This is a genomic window from Streptomyces sp. NPDC079167 (genome assembly GCF_040686735.1).
GTDB lineage: Bacteria > Actinomycetota > Actinomycetes > Streptomycetales > Streptomycetaceae > Streptomyces.
In genome coordinates this window covers 248,675-264,331 of sequence record NZ_JBFBLO010000007.1, presented here as the reverse complement: position 1 = coordinate 264,331, position 15,657 = coordinate 248,675, and the positions used below count along the sequence as shown (strand labels likewise).

13 protein-coding genes and 1 tRNA gene are annotated in these 15,657 nt (G+C 69.4%); 11 read left to right on the top strand and 3 right to left on the bottom strand.

Going from position 1 to position 15,657, the window contains the following annotated elements; all coding sequences use genetic code 11:
- Positions 1-41: 41 nt before the first annotated feature.
- The gene (locus tag AB0P41_RS17425) at positions 42-602 is read right to left on the bottom strand and encodes a hypothetical protein (protein ID WP_365932726.1); all 561 of its coding nucleotides are present in this window, start codon (positions 600-602) and stop codon (positions 42-44) included.
- A 268-nt stretch (positions 603-870) separates the two neighbouring features.
- Here AB0P41_RS17425 and AB0P41_RS17420 point away from each other — a divergent pair, with 268 nt between their 5' ends.
- From AB0P41_RS17420 to AB0P41_RS17400, 5 genes are all read left to right on the top strand, one after another.
- Positions 871-1,089: a hypothetical protein gene (locus AB0P41_RS17420; protein ID WP_356711816.1), complete on the top strand. Its 219-nt coding sequence runs from the start codon at positions 871-873 to the stop codon at positions 1,087-1,089.
- A complete protein-coding gene (locus tag AB0P41_RS17415) occupies positions 1,086-1,436 on the top strand; it encodes a hypothetical protein (RefSeq protein WP_365932725.1) in 351 nt (116 codons plus the stop codon). The genes AB0P41_RS17420 and AB0P41_RS17415 overlap by 4 nt, the downstream gene beginning before the upstream one ends.
- Positions 1,437-1,470: 34 nt before the next feature.
- Complete coding sequence (locus AB0P41_RS17410) at positions 1,471-1,767, top strand: histone-like nucleoid-structuring protein Lsr2 (RefSeq protein ID WP_365932723.1); 297 nt, start codon at positions 1,471-1,473, stop codon at positions 1,765-1,767.
- Positions 1,768-2,290: 523 nt separating this feature from the next.
- Entirely contained in the window at positions 2,291-4,147 is a 1,857-nt protein-coding gene (locus AB0P41_RS17405) for a DUF262 domain-containing protein (RefSeq protein ID WP_365932721.1), read from the top strand.
- An 815-nt stretch (positions 4,148-4,962) separates the two neighbouring features.
- A complete protein-coding gene (locus AB0P41_RS17400) occupies positions 4,963-5,937 on the top strand; it encodes a TauD/TfdA family dioxygenase (protein ID WP_365932719.1) in 975 nt (324 codons plus the stop codon).
- Positions 5,938-6,008: 71 nt separating this feature from the next.
- Here AB0P41_RS17400 and AB0P41_RS17395 read toward each other — a convergent pair whose 3' ends face one another.
- Entirely contained in the window at positions 6,009-7,817 is a 1,809-nt protein-coding gene (locus tag AB0P41_RS17395) for an ABC transporter permease/substrate binding protein (protein WP_365932717.1), read from the bottom strand.
- 600 nt (positions 7,818-8,417) lie between these two features.
- A tRNA-Arg gene (locus tag AB0P41_RS17390) sits at positions 8,418-8,489 on the bottom strand.
- 174 nt (positions 8,490-8,663) lie between these two features.
- Here AB0P41_RS17390 and AB0P41_RS17385 point away from each other — a divergent pair.
- From AB0P41_RS17385 to thrB, 6 genes are all read left to right on the top strand, one after another.
- Positions 8,664-9,098 carry a response regulator gene (locus AB0P41_RS17385; protein WP_356711630.1) on the top strand — a complete coding sequence of 145 codons (435 nt, stop codon included), beginning with the start codon at positions 8,664-8,666 and terminating at the stop codon, positions 9,096-9,098.
- A 79-nt stretch (positions 9,099-9,177) separates the two neighbouring features.
- On the top strand, positions 9,178-10,239 hold the full coding sequence (gene nrtL / locus AB0P41_RS17380) for an ArgS-related anticodon-binding protein NrtL (protein ID WP_365932715.1): 1,062 nt from the start codon (positions 9,178-9,180) through the stop codon (positions 10,237-10,239).
- 27 nt (positions 10,240-10,266) lie between these two features.
- Entirely contained in the window at positions 10,267-11,658 is a 1,392-nt protein-coding gene (lysA, locus tag AB0P41_RS17375; protein ID WP_365932713.1) for a diaminopimelate decarboxylase, read from the top strand.
- Between the two features lie 95 nt (positions 11,659-11,753).
- On the top strand, positions 11,754-13,064 hold the full coding sequence (locus AB0P41_RS17370) for a homoserine dehydrogenase (protein WP_356711624.1): 1,311 nt from the start codon (positions 11,754-11,756) through the stop codon (positions 13,062-13,064).
- A gap of 6 nt (positions 13,065-13,070) precedes the next feature.
- Positions 13,071-14,141: a threonine synthase gene (thrC, locus tag AB0P41_RS17365; protein WP_356711622.1), complete on the top strand. Its 1,071-nt coding sequence runs from the start codon at positions 13,071-13,073 to the stop codon at positions 14,139-14,141.
- Positions 14,142-14,408: 267 nt separating this feature from the next.
- Positions 14,409-15,326, top strand: coding sequence for a homoserine kinase (gene thrB / locus AB0P41_RS17360; protein WP_356711620.1), 918 nt, complete (start codon positions 14,409-14,411; stop codon positions 15,324-15,326).
- Positions 15,327-15,657 lie beyond the last annotated feature (331 nt).

Below are 15,657 nucleotides of genomic sequence, written 5' to 3'. Positions count from 1 at the left end.
CGCCGGATTCCCGAGGTCGCGCGGCAGAGGGCATGCGCGGATCAGTAATCGGCGAAATTCCAGAACATACCCACCTCGGTGTCCGTGACCACGATGAGGCCGTAGTCCTCCGTGTAGACGCTGAGTGGGCTGTAGCCCCAGTCCGACTTCGTGAAATCGAGTGAACCGTATGCATGGCCGGGCCTGGTGACGTTGGTGTGGTAGCTGGCGCCGTCCCCATAACGCGCGAGGATCGTGCGTGCCATCATCCGTAGCTCCTCCCGACTCTCCGCGAAGCGCGCCAGGCGGGAGTGGGTGCACCCATCGTCCGTGAGGGCCAGGAGCAGATCCTCGGCGCTGTTCCGGTCGATCTCCTGGAGACGCCTCGCGACGTACTCCGGCGGGTGGGCGACGAAGGGATATGTGGCGGACGCCTCACGCTCCGGGTTCCGGGCCGCGTCGTCGAGACCGGCCCAGCCGCGCGGGTCCGGTACTCGCGCCATCAGCACGAGGACGTCGAGCACCCAGTCCTCGTGGCGGCGCGGACCCGTGGCGTCATACGGGTACGCGTCCTCGAACAGGTGGCGTACCGCGCTTTCCCAGGACTTCTGACTGACGGACATGCGGACCGGCCTTTCCGGTGAACCGGTGGGTGTACTGGCGGGCGATTGTGCCCGTCTCTCCCGATCGCGCAGGACCTGGCGCCCAATCGTATGGCGGTCCGAGCTGATGATCCGTTAACCGGGGGGTGCGTCGTGGGGTACACGATTCCTGAAGGCGTCGACACGATGTTCGATGTGGTCGGTGTGGGCTGGCCGAACGTCGACGAGGACGCCTTCCGCGATATGGCACCTTTTCACCATCACCCAGACCCCTACCAACAGCCCGGACATGCGGGGCTACGAGAAGCAGATCTACGATGCTGTCTTCAACAACAACGAGACCGTGACTTATAGCGTCTACCTCGAATACACGGACGACGAGAAAGACTCCGTTCCGAAGTGGATCCAGATGGAGTCCAATGGATCAGGTGGTTTCCACCTTGGCAAGCCGTTCAAGAATCTTGACCACGCAGATCAGCTGAAACGACGCGCCAGAGGAATCCAGTGACCGTCTTCGCCGCCCTGACCCGACTCTGCCCGCCACCAGAGGATGCGAGTCACCACCGCCCCATCGACTGGTACCGGGTCGAGAGCGTTCTCGGTGTGCCGCTTCCCGAGGACTACAAGCAGCTCACATCCACTTACGGCCCGGGGTCCTTCGCCGACTACTTGCGCATCTACCAACCCGACGGGGTCACTGAATGGGCCGACCTCACCGGCCCGATGCCCGCCAGGATCCGCGAGCAGCTGCAGCTGGACCACGACCGAGGCACCTACCCTGCTCCGTACGACCCGCGGCAACTCCTGCCGATGGGCGGCACCGACAAACGGCGAGCACCTTTTCTGGATCACTGAACCACGGACTGCCCCGGACGCCTGGCGTGTCGCCGTGAATGAAGCCCGAGGGCCTCGGTGGTTCACCTACGACGGGACCCTCACCGAGTTCCTCGTCTCCGTACTGAGCGGTGAGACGTCCGTGCCCCAGTTCCCCAAGGACGTCCTCGAGCCGACGACGGCATTCGTCCCCTCGGACCCCACGCTGTGGGCCCCACCACAGGCTCCGGCCCGGCCACCCGCCGACAGCGAGACCATTCGGGAATGGGCGCGGGCCAACGGTCACCAAGTATCCGCCGGCGGACGCATTCCGGCCGCGATCCGCGAGGCGTGGGAGAACGCCCACAGCTGACTGAACGAATCGATGCCGAGCTTGCCGGTGGGAACTTCGTCACCATGCACCGCTTCGCTCGCTCGCCGGTCATGCGGGGAGTCGAGGAGAGGTCAGGGCGGTCGTCGACAAGCGAGGGGCAACCATCGGGTACTCCGTCACGCCCGTCTACCCGACGAACGACCCTTCCTTCTGGCCGTTCTCACAGGGCGGGCGGAGACCGACTATTTCCCGTCATTCCCTGTTGATCACCATCAGTTCGACTCGAACGACGAGATCTTCGGTCAGCACCTGGCACGGTGAGCCGAGCCGCTTCCTGGCACCGCTGCTTCCTGGACGCTGAGTCCTGCACTTCCAGGACCGTCACGGCTCCAGGTGCAAAATGACCAAGAAGGGGGCCGAAGTGCTGAGGCTCAGGCAGGGTGGGAGAGGTAAGTCATAGGCCGGTGGCCGGCGGGGCCGAGCCGGGCGAATCCTGAGCGCGCCGCCCCCGCCCCCGACGAGCGGGCGCCGGCGCACGTGTTGTGCTGCACAAGGAGAAGATGTGGCGACAGAGACTTTCAGCATCGACAAGCGGCCCTTGCGGGATCTGTTGGGTCAGGTCGAGGCGGGGAAGATTCAGTTGCCCGAGTTCCAGCGTGGCTGGGTCTGGCCTTGGCCCAACATCGCGAGTCTGCTGGCCTCGGTGTCCCTCAACTACCCGATCGGGACCGTGATGCTGCTCAAGGGCGGCGGGGATGTCCGGTTCAAGTACAGGCCGATCGAGGGAGCGGCCCCGAGCGGGCAGGTGCAACCGGAGTCGCTGATTCTGGATGGCCAGCAGCGGCTCACCTCGCTGTTCCAGTCGCTCGCGATGCACAGCCCGGTGGAGACCCAGGACGAGCGCAAACGCCGGGTGAGCGGCTGGTTCTACGTCGACATGGTCAAGGCGATCGACGAGAACGAGGACCGGGAGGAGGCGATCCGATTCGTCCCGCCCGCGCGCAAGGTGATCAACTTCCGGGGCGAGGTCCTGGAGGACTACTCGACAAGGGAGTTGGAGTACCAGCACCGCGTCTTCCCGCTGCAGAGTCTCTTCGACAACTCATGGGGCGACGGCTTCGCCCGCCACTGCAGTTTCGCACCGGATGCGATGGAGCTCTGGTACCGCTTCCGGGACAGCTTCATCAAGTCGTTCGACCTCTACCACTTCCCGGTCATCGAACTCGGCATGGGCACCCCACGTCAGGCGGTCTGCCAGGTCTTCGAGAAGGTCAACACTGGTGGAGTCACCCTCACCGTCTTCGAGTTGCTGACGGCGACGTACGCCGCCGACGAGTTCGATCTGCGGCGGCACTGGCACGAGTGCCGTTCCGCCTGGGAAGCGTCCGAATACGCCCTCCTGAAAGACGTCTCCAACACCGACTTCCTCCAGGCGGTCACTCTCCTCGCCACTGCCGAGCGGCGGCGCAGGGAGGAAGCGGCGGGCACGGACGAGGAGCGTCTGCCGCGCATCGGGTGCAAGCGCAAGGAGATGCTCGTGCTGAGCCTGGAGGACTACAGGCGGTACGCCCCCGATGTCGTCGCCGGTTTCAAGGCCGCCGCCAAATTCCTGCGCCAGCAATTCGTCTTCGATACCCGATTCCTGCCGTACGGCACGCAGCTCATCCCCCTCGCCGCGATCTTCGCCCTCGCCGGCAAGGACGCGGAGACCGCGGGTGCACAGGAGAAGCTGGCCCGCTGGTACTGGTGCGGGGTGTTCGGCGAGTTGTACGGCGGCACAACCGAAACCCGGTTCAACCTCGATCTCCCCGACGTCGTCGACTGGATCCGCGGATCGACGCAAGAACCTCGTACGGTCAGCCAGGCGCAGTTCGCGGCGAGCCGGCTGCTGACCCTGCGGACCAGGCAGAGCGCAGCCTACAAGGGCATTTACGCGCTCCTGCTCAAGGCGGGTGCCGCGGACTGGCGTACGGGGGAGAAGGCGGAGGTGAGCGTCTACTTCGACGAGGCGATGGACATCCATCACATCTTCCCGCAGGCGTGGTGCCAGAAGAACGGACACGAGCGCTCCGTCTACAACTCCATCGTCAACAAGGCTCCCCTGACGGCACGGACCAACCGGATCATCGGCGGCCACGCACCGTCCGACTATCTGCAGCGGCTCGCCAAGGCGGCCGAGACCAGCCCGGAGAGCGTGGAGCGACGTATCAGGACACACCTCGCGGACCCTGGGCTGATGCGGGCCGACGATTTCGACGCCTTCTTCGAGGAGCGGCGGAAGGTGCTCCAGGAACACATCGCCACGGCGATGGGCAAGCCTGTGGTCGACGATCACATTCCGGGGCAGCGGCCCGGTGAGGCCATCCAGGCTGCGGAAAACGGGTTCCACGCCGACGTCCCGGCTCTCATGGAGTCGTGACTCCACGGTACGTGGCCTGACGCCAAGGACGGGGTGGCCGTCCGTCATCACCGGATGCGCCCTGTTCAGCCCGAGCATGGACCCGTTCGACCACCGGCGGTCATGGAGTTCGGAGTGCCGCCGGGCTTCCGGTCCATCCCGTGTGCATACCTCTCGTCGACGCGGCCGGGGCCGAGCGGGCCGCTGTTGCGGCTGTCCCGTCGACGTTGCCCTCGTCGGAGCCGGAACGCGACGGTATGGCGGCTGATCCGAACCTTTGAAGGGCGTTGGCAAACGCAATTGGGCGGCAACCCCGGGCTCCGCCACGTCCGGGCCAGTCATGAAGGGCTTGCCAGGTGCCGCCGGGTACCCGCAGGAGGAATGCCGCGACCGCAGGGCGGGGTTGACCGCGTCGGCGGGGCGGCACACAATGCGGAGCATGACCCCCTACTCGCTGACCACCGTCGCCCTGCGGATGACGGGGCCTTGTGGCGAGTGTGCTCCGCGGTCCACGACCTGTCTGCGCCGCCGCGGCCGTATCGGCTCGCCGCCCGCCCGCATCGGCGTTTTTTCGCGCTGACCGGTCGTCAACTCCACTCGGCCGCCTCGCGAGGCGAAGCCGATAACCCGGTAACACCGGTGTTTGTCTCCCCCCGGCCCTTCACGGTCCCGCTGTGTCCGCCCCTGCTCGACAGGCTCGCGGCGTGGGCGTGAGCGGCCACCTCATCGCGCCGCCGGAGGCCCCGGCCGCTGTCGCGGATCCCGTCCGTTCCCTTCGAACACGGTCCCGCCCACCGGAGCCCCCGGCGGCTCGCTGTCCGCCAAGGAGGAACCGCATGACCACCACCGCTTCCCCGCACGCGATCATCACGACCGCCGACGGGCACTCCGCCACTCCGCCCGTCCTGCGTGAGGCACGCATACCGCAGGACGGCCTGTACGAAGGGCACCGTGTCCTGGAGCGGCTGCCGGCCGGTGCGACGGCGCGCCCGTACACCCTCTTCGACGTCGTCCCTCAGGCCCGCACGATCGGCGCGGAGATCCACGGCCTCGACCTCTCCCGGCCGTTGGAGCCGGTCCTGCGCGAAGAGCTGAACCGTGCCCTGCTGGAGTGGAAGGTGCTCTTCTTCCGGGGGCAGAACCTCACCTCGGCCGCCCAGCGTGACTTCGCGCGTCACTGGGGCGAGTTGGAGGTCAACCCGTTGCTGGCCAGGGGAGACAGCGAGGACGTCGTCCGCTTCGACAAGTCGGCGGGGGCACCGAAGACGTTCGAGAACGTCTGGCACACGGACGTCACCTTCCGCGAGCGTCCGGCTCTCGGCGCCGTCCTGCAGCTGCGCGAAGTGCCGCCGCTGGGAGGCGACACCATGTGGGCGGACATGGCCGCCGCGTACGACAACCTGCCGCAGGACGTGAAGGACCGCATCGACGGGGCGAGCGCCGTCCACGACTTCATCCCCGGTTTCACACGCTTCTACGGGCCCGAGGAACTCGCGCCCCACCAGGAGGCGTTCCCGCCGGTCGAGCATCCGGTCGTGCGCACGCACCCGGAGTCGGGGCGGCGGATGCTGTTCGTGAACACCTCGTTCACGACCCGGATCCTCGGCATCGACCGGGCGGAGAGCGACCGCCTGCTGCGCTTCCTCTTCCAGCAGGCGCACGTACCCGAGTACCAGGTGCGTTTCCGCTGGCAGCCGGGCGACGTCGCCTTCTGGGACAACCGGGCGACCCAGCACTACGCCGTGAACGACTACGCCCCGCACCCGCGGGTCGCCGAGCGGGTCGCCATCGCGGGGGACCGCCCCTTCTGAGAGACCGGCGACCGCCGGACGGCGGGCGCGGCACCGCACCGCGCCCGCCGGGTCGTCACCGTACGTCCCGGTCAGGGGGAGAGCGGCGCCATCTCGTCGACCACGCCCGGGTTCTCGGCGATCCACTTCTCCACGGCCGCTTCCTCATGGCCGGTGCCCTCGTCCTGGATGGCCGCCTCCAGGTCCCCGAGCTCCTCCTCCGACATGTGCCAGTCCTTGAGCCAGCCGTGGAACTCGGGGAACTTCCCCGGGAACGACTTGTGGCCGAGCGAGCGGATCTCGTTCACCTCGCCCCACAACTTCTTCGGATCCTTGAGCTTGGTCAACTCGTACTTGCTGTACGCCCAGTGCGGTGACCACAGGACGACCGCCACCGGTTCGCGCTTGCGCAGCGAACGCTGCAGTTCCAGGATCATGCTGGGGGAACTGCCGTCGGTGACCTTGTACTCCTTGTCGAGCCCGTAGCCGGGCAGTACCTCGTTCTTGAGCATGTTCATCTGGCCGGTTCCGGGCTCGATGCCGATGATCCTGCCGCCGAACTCCTCCGACCTGCCCTTGAGGTCCTCCATCGAGTCGATGCCCTTGACATAGCTGGGCACCGTCACTTCCAGCGTGGTCTCGTCGTACCAGGGACCGATGTCGACCAGGTCGTCCTTGTACTTGTCCCAGTACTGCTTCTGGGCGTTGGGGAGCCAGGCGTCGAACTCCACATCGACCTGGCCGCCGGCCATCGCGGTGAACATCGACCCGACGTCGTACTGGTGGATGCTGGGCTCGTATCCGCGCCGCTCCAGAACGTTCTTCCACAGATAGGTGACGGCCACGTCCTCGTCCCACGGGAAGTAGCCGATGCTGGGAGCCGCACCGGCCTCCTTGCCCAGGTTCTTCTCGTCCACGTCCAGCCCGTCGTCGTCCGGACCGGATACGAACTGCAGACCGCCGGCGAGCAGGGCGAGGACCAGCACGCCTATGCCCGCGAACGCTGTGCTGGGCCGCCACCGCAGGGCCTTCCCCGCCCGGAGGGAGGCCGCCCTGGCCAGCGCCCGGCGGCCGAGAGGCGAGATGCGCTGGTTCAGCGCACCGGTCATGCGGTCGAGATACATGGCGAGGATGACCACCGCGAGACCCGCCTCGAAGCCGAGGCCGATGTCCACCGAGCTGATGGCCTGGAAGACGACGGTGCCCAGACCGTCGGCACCGACCATGCCCGCGATGACCACCATGGACAGGGAGAGCATGATGATCTGGTTGATGCCGGCCATGACGGTCGGCAGGGCCAGCGGCAGTTGGACGCGCAGCAGAATGGCACGCGGAGGGGCTCCGAACGCTTCCGCGGCCTCCACCAGTTCCTCGTCCACCTGCCGGACGCCGAGCTCCGTCATCCGGATGCCCGGCGGCATCGCGAAGATGATCGTGGCGACGATGCCGGGCACCACGCCCACCCCGAAGAAGGTGATGCCGGGGACCAGGTAGACGAAGGCCGGCATCGTCTGCATGAAGTCGAGAACCGGCCGGAGGGCCGAACTCACCGACTTGTTCCGGGCCGCCCAGATGCCGAGAGGGACGGCGATCACCATGGTGATCGTGGCCGCCACGACGAGAAGCGACAGCGTCTGCATCGCCTTTTCCCACAACTCGATCGAGTTGATCAGGAAGAAGCCCGCGGAAGCGAGGAGGGCCGCCACCACACCCCGCAGCCACCAGGCGATCAGCGCGAGAATCGCCCCCATCACCAGCGCGTCGGGGCCCGACATGACGAAGTACACGCCGTTGTACAAGCCTTGGCCGACGGAGTGCAGGGAGTCGAAGAGCCAGGGCAGCCGGGCTTCCAGGAACTCGACGGCGCTGTTGACGCCACCGCCTATTTCGAGCCTGATCACGGCTTCCCGCCTTCATCGCAGAGCAGATGCCGCGCACCATCGGCGAGCTCGTGGCACGGCCTCCGCGGTTTCCGCCACCGTTCCCGGTCAGTTCCGGCAGGGCCGGGCCCGCGTACGGTCCGCCCGGCTCCTCCACCGAGCGCCCCGGACCTGCCCGGGGGCTCTGTTGTCAGCGTGGTCACGTGTGCCTTTCGCGTCGGCCTGGGCCCCGGCGAAAGAGACATGGCGCCGCCCAGCCCCTCGGCGGTGTGGGACGTTCGGATGCGCGCGGCGCGTGGCCGTGGCGGTGCCTCGGCCGGGCGGTCATGTGTCCTGGCAGCCGGGTCCTGGCGTGCTGCCGTGCCATCCGCGCCGGCTGCCCAAGGGCGTCCGCGCCCGGACAGGTTGATTCGGGCAGCGGCTACCCCGAGATCAGCAACCCAAACCGGCCACCGCAACGCCCCCGCTTCCGGTCATTGGGAAGCTACGGACGCTCATATGGGACATAAGGTTCGGGTGTGTGTCCGTAAATCCCCAACGACTCAGCGGCCCCAGGGGGCGGGGGGAATGGAAAAGACCTCCTGGTCAGCGGGGTCGCTGATCAGGAGGTCTTCCGGAAAGTGCCCCCGGCAGGATTCGAACCTGCGCACCCGGCTCCGGAGGCCGATGCTCTATCCCCTGAGCTACGGGGGCGATGTCGCTGCGCTTGGCGGCGACGAGTGAAACCCTACCAGCTCCGGCGGGGTGTCCGGGAACAGGTATTTACGCGTCGTCGGCCTCCGGATGCGGCGTGGTCCCCCGGTCCCTCCGGGGGCGGAAGTGGGCAAAACCCGGACGCAGCTCCTCCGCTCGACCTACCCTCGAAGGGTGTCAGGGGCGTACGGCCGCGTGCTTGTTGTGGACGACAACAAGGTCATCCGGCAGCTGATCAGGGTCAATCTCGAGCTGGAGGGCTTCGAGGTCGTGACCGCGGCCGATGGCGTCGAGTGCCTGGACCTGGTGCACGAGGTCCGCCCGGACGTGATCACCCTGGACGTGGTGATGCCCCGGCTCGACGGGATCCAGACCGCGACCCGGCTGCGCGCCGACCCGCGGACCGGCCACCTGCCCGTCGCCGTCATCAGTGCCTGCACGCCCCACGAGGTGGACTCGGGGGTGGCCGCCGGGGTCGACGCGTTCCTGGCGAAGCCCTTCGAGCCGAGCGAGCTGGTGCGCATGGTGCGACGGCTCGCGAGCCGGGAGGACCCGGCGCCGTTCGACGGCAGGCGGGGTGCCGGGACGGCCGGGAGCGCGGCCGGCTGAGGGTGTGCCCCGCGAGGTGGCTGCCCGTATGGCGAAACCGGTTGGCGGAGGGCCCCCCTTCCTCCCATACGCTTGTCCCGTGACCCCCGCAGATCTCTCCCGGACCGTGCTGCACGCTGTGCACCGCGCGGTCGACGAGGACGCCCTGCGCGCGCCGGTGCCCGCGCGTGTGCGGGTGGAGCGGACACGGCCCGGCGGCAGCGGCGACTACGCCTGCGCCGTCGCCCTCCAGCTGGCCGGACCCGCCGCGCTCCCGGCGCGGGAGGTCGCCGCGCTGCTGCGGGACCGCGTCGTGGGTGTCCCCGGGATCGGACGGGTCGACATCACGGGGCCCGGCTTCCTGAACTTCACGCTCGACGCCGCCACCGGCGCCGAGGCCCGCGCGGCCCGCGTCGGTGAGATCCGCGAGCTGGGCCTCCGGTACGGGCGGGTCACCACGGAGGCCGGTCGCCTCCACCGGCTCCACCACCCCCGCGAGGTCAGGGCCGCCGTCGTCGCCCGGAGCGTGGCGCGCCTCCTGCGCACCCAGGGAGGTCAGGTGATCGTCGGCTGCACCGAGGAGCCCGACCCCCGCTGGGAGGAACTGGGAGTCACGGCCGGCCTGCGGTACGGGGCCGAGGAGAGCACCGAGATCCGCCCCGTACCCGCCTCCACCACCGCCGGGGCGCTGCTGGACCGGCTCGGACCTGAGGCCGCTCTCTGGGGGCTCCAGCGGCCCGCCGCCCACGACCACGCGCCCCTGGGTGACGACCTCCTCGTACAGGGGGAGGCCAATCCGCTGTTCCTGGTGCGTTACGCCCACGCCCGCTCCCGCGCGCTCACCCGCGAGGCGGAGCGGCTCGGTTTCACCGCCGGGTACGAGACCGATGTCGACGCCCCCGCGCTGCACGCCGCGCTCGCCGATCACCCCGGCGTACTCGCCTCGGCCGCGCGCCACCGGGCGCCGGACCGGGTCGCCCGGCACCTCGAAACGGTGGCGCACGCCTTCCTCGACTTCCACGACGCCTGCCCGACGCTCCCCGTCGGCGACGAGAAACCCTCGGCCGCCCACCGCTCCCGGCTGGCCCTTGCCGAAGCCGCCGGGACGGTGCTCGCAGGCGGCCTGTTCGTGCTCGGCATCAGTGCGCCCCGACACCTCTGAAGAGACCTGAGAGAGCAGAGCAGAACGATGAGCCGATCCGCACACCCCGCCGGGCCCCGTCACGCCGACGTCCTTCCCGAGGGCCACTACACCGCCCCGGCCACCGACCTCAACGAGCTGGACCCGAAGGTCTGGTCCCGCACCGTCACCCGTGACGCGGACGGTGCGCTCACCGTCGGCGGGATCGGGGTCGCCCGGCTCGCCGAGGAGTTCGGCACGCCCGCGTACTTCCTGGACGAGTCCGACTTCCGGGCGCGCTGCCGCGCCTGGGCCGACGCCTTCGGGGCCGACGCCGACGTCTTCTACGCCGGCAAGGCCTTCCTCTCGCGCGCCGTGGTGCGCTGGCTCCAGGAGGAGGGGCTGAACCTCGACGTGTGCTCCGGCGGCGAGCTGGCCACCGCGCTGGACGCCGGGATGCCCGCCGAGCGCATCGCCTTCCACGGCAACAACAAGACCGTCACCGAGATCGAGCGGGCCGTCGAGGCCGGCGTCGGACGGATCGTGCTCGACTCCTTCCAGGAGATCGTCCGGGTCTCGCACATCGCGCAGCGGCTCGGTGTCCGCCAGCGCGTCCAGATCCGCGTCACGGTCGGCGTCGAGGCCCACACCCACGAGTTCATCGCCACCGCGCACGAGGACCAGAAGTTCGGCATCGCGCTGGCCGGAGGACAGGCGGCCGAGGCGGTCCGCAGGGCGCTCACACTGGACGGCCTGGAGCTCATCGGCATCCACTCGCACATCGGTTCGCAGATCTTCGACATGGCCGGCTTCGAGGTCTCCGCGCGGCGCGTCGTGCAGCTGCTCGCCGAGATCCGCGACGAGCACGGCGTCGAGCTCCCCGAGATCGACCTCGGCGGTGGCCTCGGGATCGCGTACACCTCCGAGGACGACCCCCGTGAGCCGCACGAGATCGCCAAGGCGCTCAGCGACATCGTGACCCGGGAGTGCGAGTCCGCGGGTCTGCGGACCCCGCGCATCTCCGTCGAGCCGGGCCGCGCGATCGTCGGCCCCACCGCGTTCACCCTGTACGAGGTCGGCACCGTCAAGCCCCTCGAAGGTCTCCGGACGTACGTGAGCGTCGACGGCGGGATGTCGGACAACATCCGCACCGCGCTGTACGACGCCGAGTACAGCGTCGCGCTGGTCTCCCGCAGCTCCGAGGCCGAACCCATGCTCGTACGCGTCGTCGGCAAGCACTGCGAGAGTGGGGACATCGTGGTCAAGGACGCGTTCCTGCCGTCCGACCTGGCCCCGGGTGACCTCATCGCGGTGCCGGCCACCGGCGCGTACTGCCGCTCCATGGCGAGCAACTACAACCACGCCCTGCGCCCGCCCGTCGTCGCCGTGCGCGACGGTCGGGCCAGGGTCGTCGTCCGGCGCGAGACGGAGGAAGATCTCCTGCGTCTCGATGTCGGCTGATGAAATTCACATCTCAAAATCCGGACGGGTGGCAGAAACCCCCGTCCGGTGAGTGAGACTGGTCAACACATCTGAAGTATGAGAAACGAGGTCGGATGATGCGTACGCGTCCGCTGAAGGTGGCGCTGCTGGGCTGCGGAGTGGTCGGCTCAGAGGTGGCGCGCATCATGACGACGCACGCCGACGACCTCGCCGCGCGCATCGGCGCGCCGGTCGAGCTCGCCGGCGTCGCCGTCCGCCGGCCCTCCAAGGTGCGGGAGGGCATCGACCCCACGCTGATCACCACCGATGCGACCGCCCTGGTCAAACGGGGCGACATCGACGTCGTCATCGAGGTCATCGGGGGCATCGAGCCCGCGCGTACGCTCATCACGACCGCCTTCGAGCACGGCGCGGGCGTCGTCTCCGCCAACAAGGCGCTGCTCGCCGAGGACGGCTCGGCGCTCCACGCGGCCGCCGAGAAGAACGGCCGGGACCTCTACTACGAGGCGGCCGTGGCCGGCGCCATCCCGCTCGTACGGCCCCTGCGCGAGTCCCTCGCCGGGGACAAGGTCAACCGGGTGCTCGGCATCGTCAACGGCACGACCAACTTCATCCTCGACCGGATGGACACGAGCGGCGCCGGTTACTCCGAGGCGCTCGACGAGGCCACCGCCCTCGGGTACGCCGAGGCCGACCCGACCGCCGACGTGGAGGGCTTCGACGCCGCCGCGAAGGCCGCGATCCTCGCCGGGATCGCCTTCCACACGCGGGTGCGGATCGGAGAGGTGCACCGCGAGGGCATCACCGAGGTCACCGCCGCCGACATCGCCTCCGCCCGGCGCATGGGCTGCACCGTCAAGCTCCTCGCCATCTGTGAGCGCGCCGCCGACGGCAATTCCGTCACCGCCCGCGTGCACCCCGCGATGATCCCGCTCAGCCACCCGCTGGCCTCCGTCCGCGAGGCGTACAACGCGGTCTTCGTCGAGGCCGAGGCGGCCGGACAGCTGATGTTCTACGGCCCCGGCGCCGGCGGCGCCCCGACCGCTTCCGCGGTCCTGGGCGACCTGGTCGCGGTGTGCCGCAACATCATCGGGGAGACCACCGGTCCCGGTGAGTCCGCGTACACGCGTCTGCCGGTCAGCCCCATGGGCGACGTCGTCACGCGCTACCACATCAGTCTCGACGTGGCCGACAAGCCTGGCGTGCTCGCCCAGGTCGCGACGGTCTTCGCCGAACAGGGCGTATCCATCGATACGGTCCGCCAGCAGAGCCGGCCGGACAGTCAGGAAACCGGCGGCGAGGCCTCCCTCGTCGTCGTCACCCACCGCGCGCCCGACGCCGCCCTCTCCGGGACCGTCGAAGCGCTGCGCAAGCTGGACACCGTGCGCGGTGTCGCCAGCATCATGCGTGTTGAAGGGGAGTAAGGACCCATGACCAGCAAGGGCACCCACCAGTGGCGCGGCATCATCGAGGAGTACCGGGACCGGCTTCCGGTCACGAGCTCGACGCCGGTCGTCACGCTCCGTGAGGGCGGTACCCCCCTCGTTCCGGCGCAGGTCCTCTCCGAGCGCACGGGCTGCGAGGTGCACCTCAAGGTCGAGGGCGCCAACCCCACCGGGTCGTTCAAGGACCGCGGTATGACCATGGCGATCACCCGGGCCAAGGAGGAGGGCGCGCAGGCCGTCATCTGCGCCTCCACCGGCAACACCTCCGCCTCCGCCGCCGCCTACGCGGTGCGCGCGGGCATGGTCTGCGCCGTCCTCGTGCCGCAGGGCAAGATCGCGCTCGGCAAGATGGGGCAGGCGCTCGTCCACGGCGCGAAGATCCTCCAGGTCGACGGAAACTTCGACGACTGCCTGACCCTGGCCCGCAGCCTCTCGGACAACTACCCGGTGGCGCTGGTCAATTCGGTCAACCCGGTGCGGATCGAGGGCCAGAAGACCGCCGCGTTCGAGATCGTCGACGCGCTCGGCGACGCCCCCGACATCCACGTCCTGCCGGTGGGCAACGCGGGCAACATCACGGCCTACTGGAAGGGCTACAAGGAGTACGCGGGGGACGGTGTCTCCACGCGCACCCCGCGCATGTGGGGCTTCCAGGCGTCCGGTTCCGCGCCGATCGTGCGCGGCGAGATCGTCAAGGACCCGGCGACCATCGCCACCGCGATCCGCATCGGCAACCCGGCGTCCTGGCAGTTCGCGCTGGACGCGCGGGACGAGTCGGGCGGCTTCATCGACGAGGTGACCGACCGTCAGATCCTGTCGGCCTACCGCCTGCTGGCCTCCCAGGAGGGCGTCTTCGTCGAGCCCGCGTCGGCGGCGTCCGTGGCCGGTCTGCTCAAGGCCGCCGAGGAGGGCAAGGTCGACCCCGGCCAGAAGATCGTCTGCACCGTCACCGGCAACGGCCTCAAGGACCCCGACTGGGCCGTCGCGGGCGCTCCGCAGCCCGTCACCGTCCCGGTCGACGCGGTGGCCGCGGCCGAGAAGCTGGGCCTCGCGTAACAGGCCCTCGCCGCAGCTCAACCGCCCTCCCGGGGGCGGAGAGCGCATAGGAGGTGTGCGACACGCATCGTGCGCCTCCTGTGCGCCCTATGTCGCCGCAGAACCTTCCTTCGATAAGCTGTCCCCGACCCGCCCCGCCGCATCCGCCGCGGTGCAGCAGCCGTCGTGACTGCCGGGCCCCCCGTCCCCCCGCGCAACGGCACCCCACGCACGTCGCAGTACCCTGCACAACATCCCCGCCGCCGTACAGGAAGAGTCGTCCAACCGATGGCCGGTCCCGCGTTCCGAGCCGCCGCCGTCCGGGTGCGCGTCCCCGCAACCAGCGCCAATCTGGGCCCGGGTTTCGACGCCCTCGGCCTCTCGCTGGGGCTCTACGACGACGTCGTCGTCCGGGTCGCCGACGCCGGGCTGCACATCGACATCGCGGGCGAGGGCGCCGAGACGCTCCCCCGCGACGAGAACCACCTGCTCGTACGCTCCCTGCGCACGGCCTTCGACCTGCTCGGCGGCCAGCCCCGCGGCCTGGAGATCGTCTGCGCCAACCGCATCCCGCACGGCCGCGGCCTCGGTTCCTCGTCCGCCGCCATCTGCGCCGGGATCGTCGCCGCCCGCGCCGTGACGACGGGCGGCGAGGCCCGTCTCGACGACGCCGCGCTGCTGGAGCTGGCCACCGAGATCGAGGGGCACCCCGACAACGTCGCCGCCTGTCTCCTCGGCGGATTCACCCTCGCCTGGATGGACGGCGGAGCCGCCAGGGCGATCCGGATGGACCCCTCCACCGCCGTCGTGCCGGTGGTCTTCGTGCCGGCCACCCCGGTGCTCACCGAGACCGCCCGTGGCCTGCTGCCGCGCACCGTCCCCCATGTGGACGCCGCGGCCAACGCCGGTCGCGCCGCACTGCTCGTCGAGGCCCTGACCCGGCGCCCCGAGCTGCTCCTCGCGGCGACGGAGGACCGGATCCACCAGGAGTACCGGGGCCCCGCGATGCCGCAGACCGTCGACCTGGTGAACCGGCTGCGTGCCGACGGCGTCCCCGCCGTCATCTCCGGCGCGGGACCCACGGTGCTCGCGCTGGCGGACGAGGGCTCCGCCGACAAGGTCGCCCGGCTGGCGGGCGAGGGATGGGCCGCGAACCGGCTCGCTCTCGACGCCACGGGTGCGAGCGTGTTGCCGCTCGCCGCGTAACCGCATGTGATTGCCGGTGCATGAGAGGGGGAATGTTTGTTGGAGCCGGTAGTGTTAACCTCAAGTCAGCAATCGACGTCTTCGTGGCGCGTTGCTTCGTGTCCCCCTCCGGGACCACCACTCTTCCGGGAGCCTCCCCGACTGCCTGAGCAGCCCGCCTGAGCTTTCGAGCACGCTCCGGAACCGGCACGACACCCTCTTGCTCGTCCAGGAGTGGGCCGAGCAGGGGGATCTCGCGCCGGAACCCCGCACATTCGTCTCTCCGCCGTACCCGGCGGACCACCGCCCCGGCAAGGTCCGCGATCGACACGATCAAAGACCGCAGTCGGAC

Excerpts from the sequence above, each read along its gene's own strand:
- AB0P41_RS17400 (WP_365932719.1), top strand. The coding sequence starts at position 4,963 with ATGACCACCACCGCTTCCCCGCACGCGATCATCACGACCGCCGACGGG.
- AB0P41_RS17370 (WP_356711624.1), top strand. The coding sequence starts at position 11,754 with ATGATGCGTACGCGTCCGCTGAAGGTGGCGCTGCTGGGCTGCGGAGTG.
- thrB (WP_356711620.1), top strand. The coding sequence starts at position 14,409 with ATGGCCGGTCCCGCGTTCCGAGCCGCCGCCGTCCGGGTGCGCGTCCCC.
- lysA (WP_365932713.1), top strand. The coding sequence starts at position 10,267 with ATGAGCCGATCCGCACACCCCGCCGGGCCCCGTCACGCCGACGTCCTT.
- AB0P41_RS17425 (WP_365932726.1), bottom strand. The coding sequence starts at position 602 with ATGTCCGTCAGTCAGAAGTCCTGGGAAAGCGCGGTACGCCACCTGTTC.
- thrC (WP_356711622.1), top strand. The coding sequence starts at position 13,071 with ATGACCAGCAAGGGCACCCACCAGTGGCGCGGCATCATCGAGGAGTAC.
- AB0P41_RS17420 (WP_356711816.1), top strand. The coding sequence starts at position 871 with ATGCGGGGCTACGAGAAGCAGATCTACGATGCTGTCTTCAACAACAAC.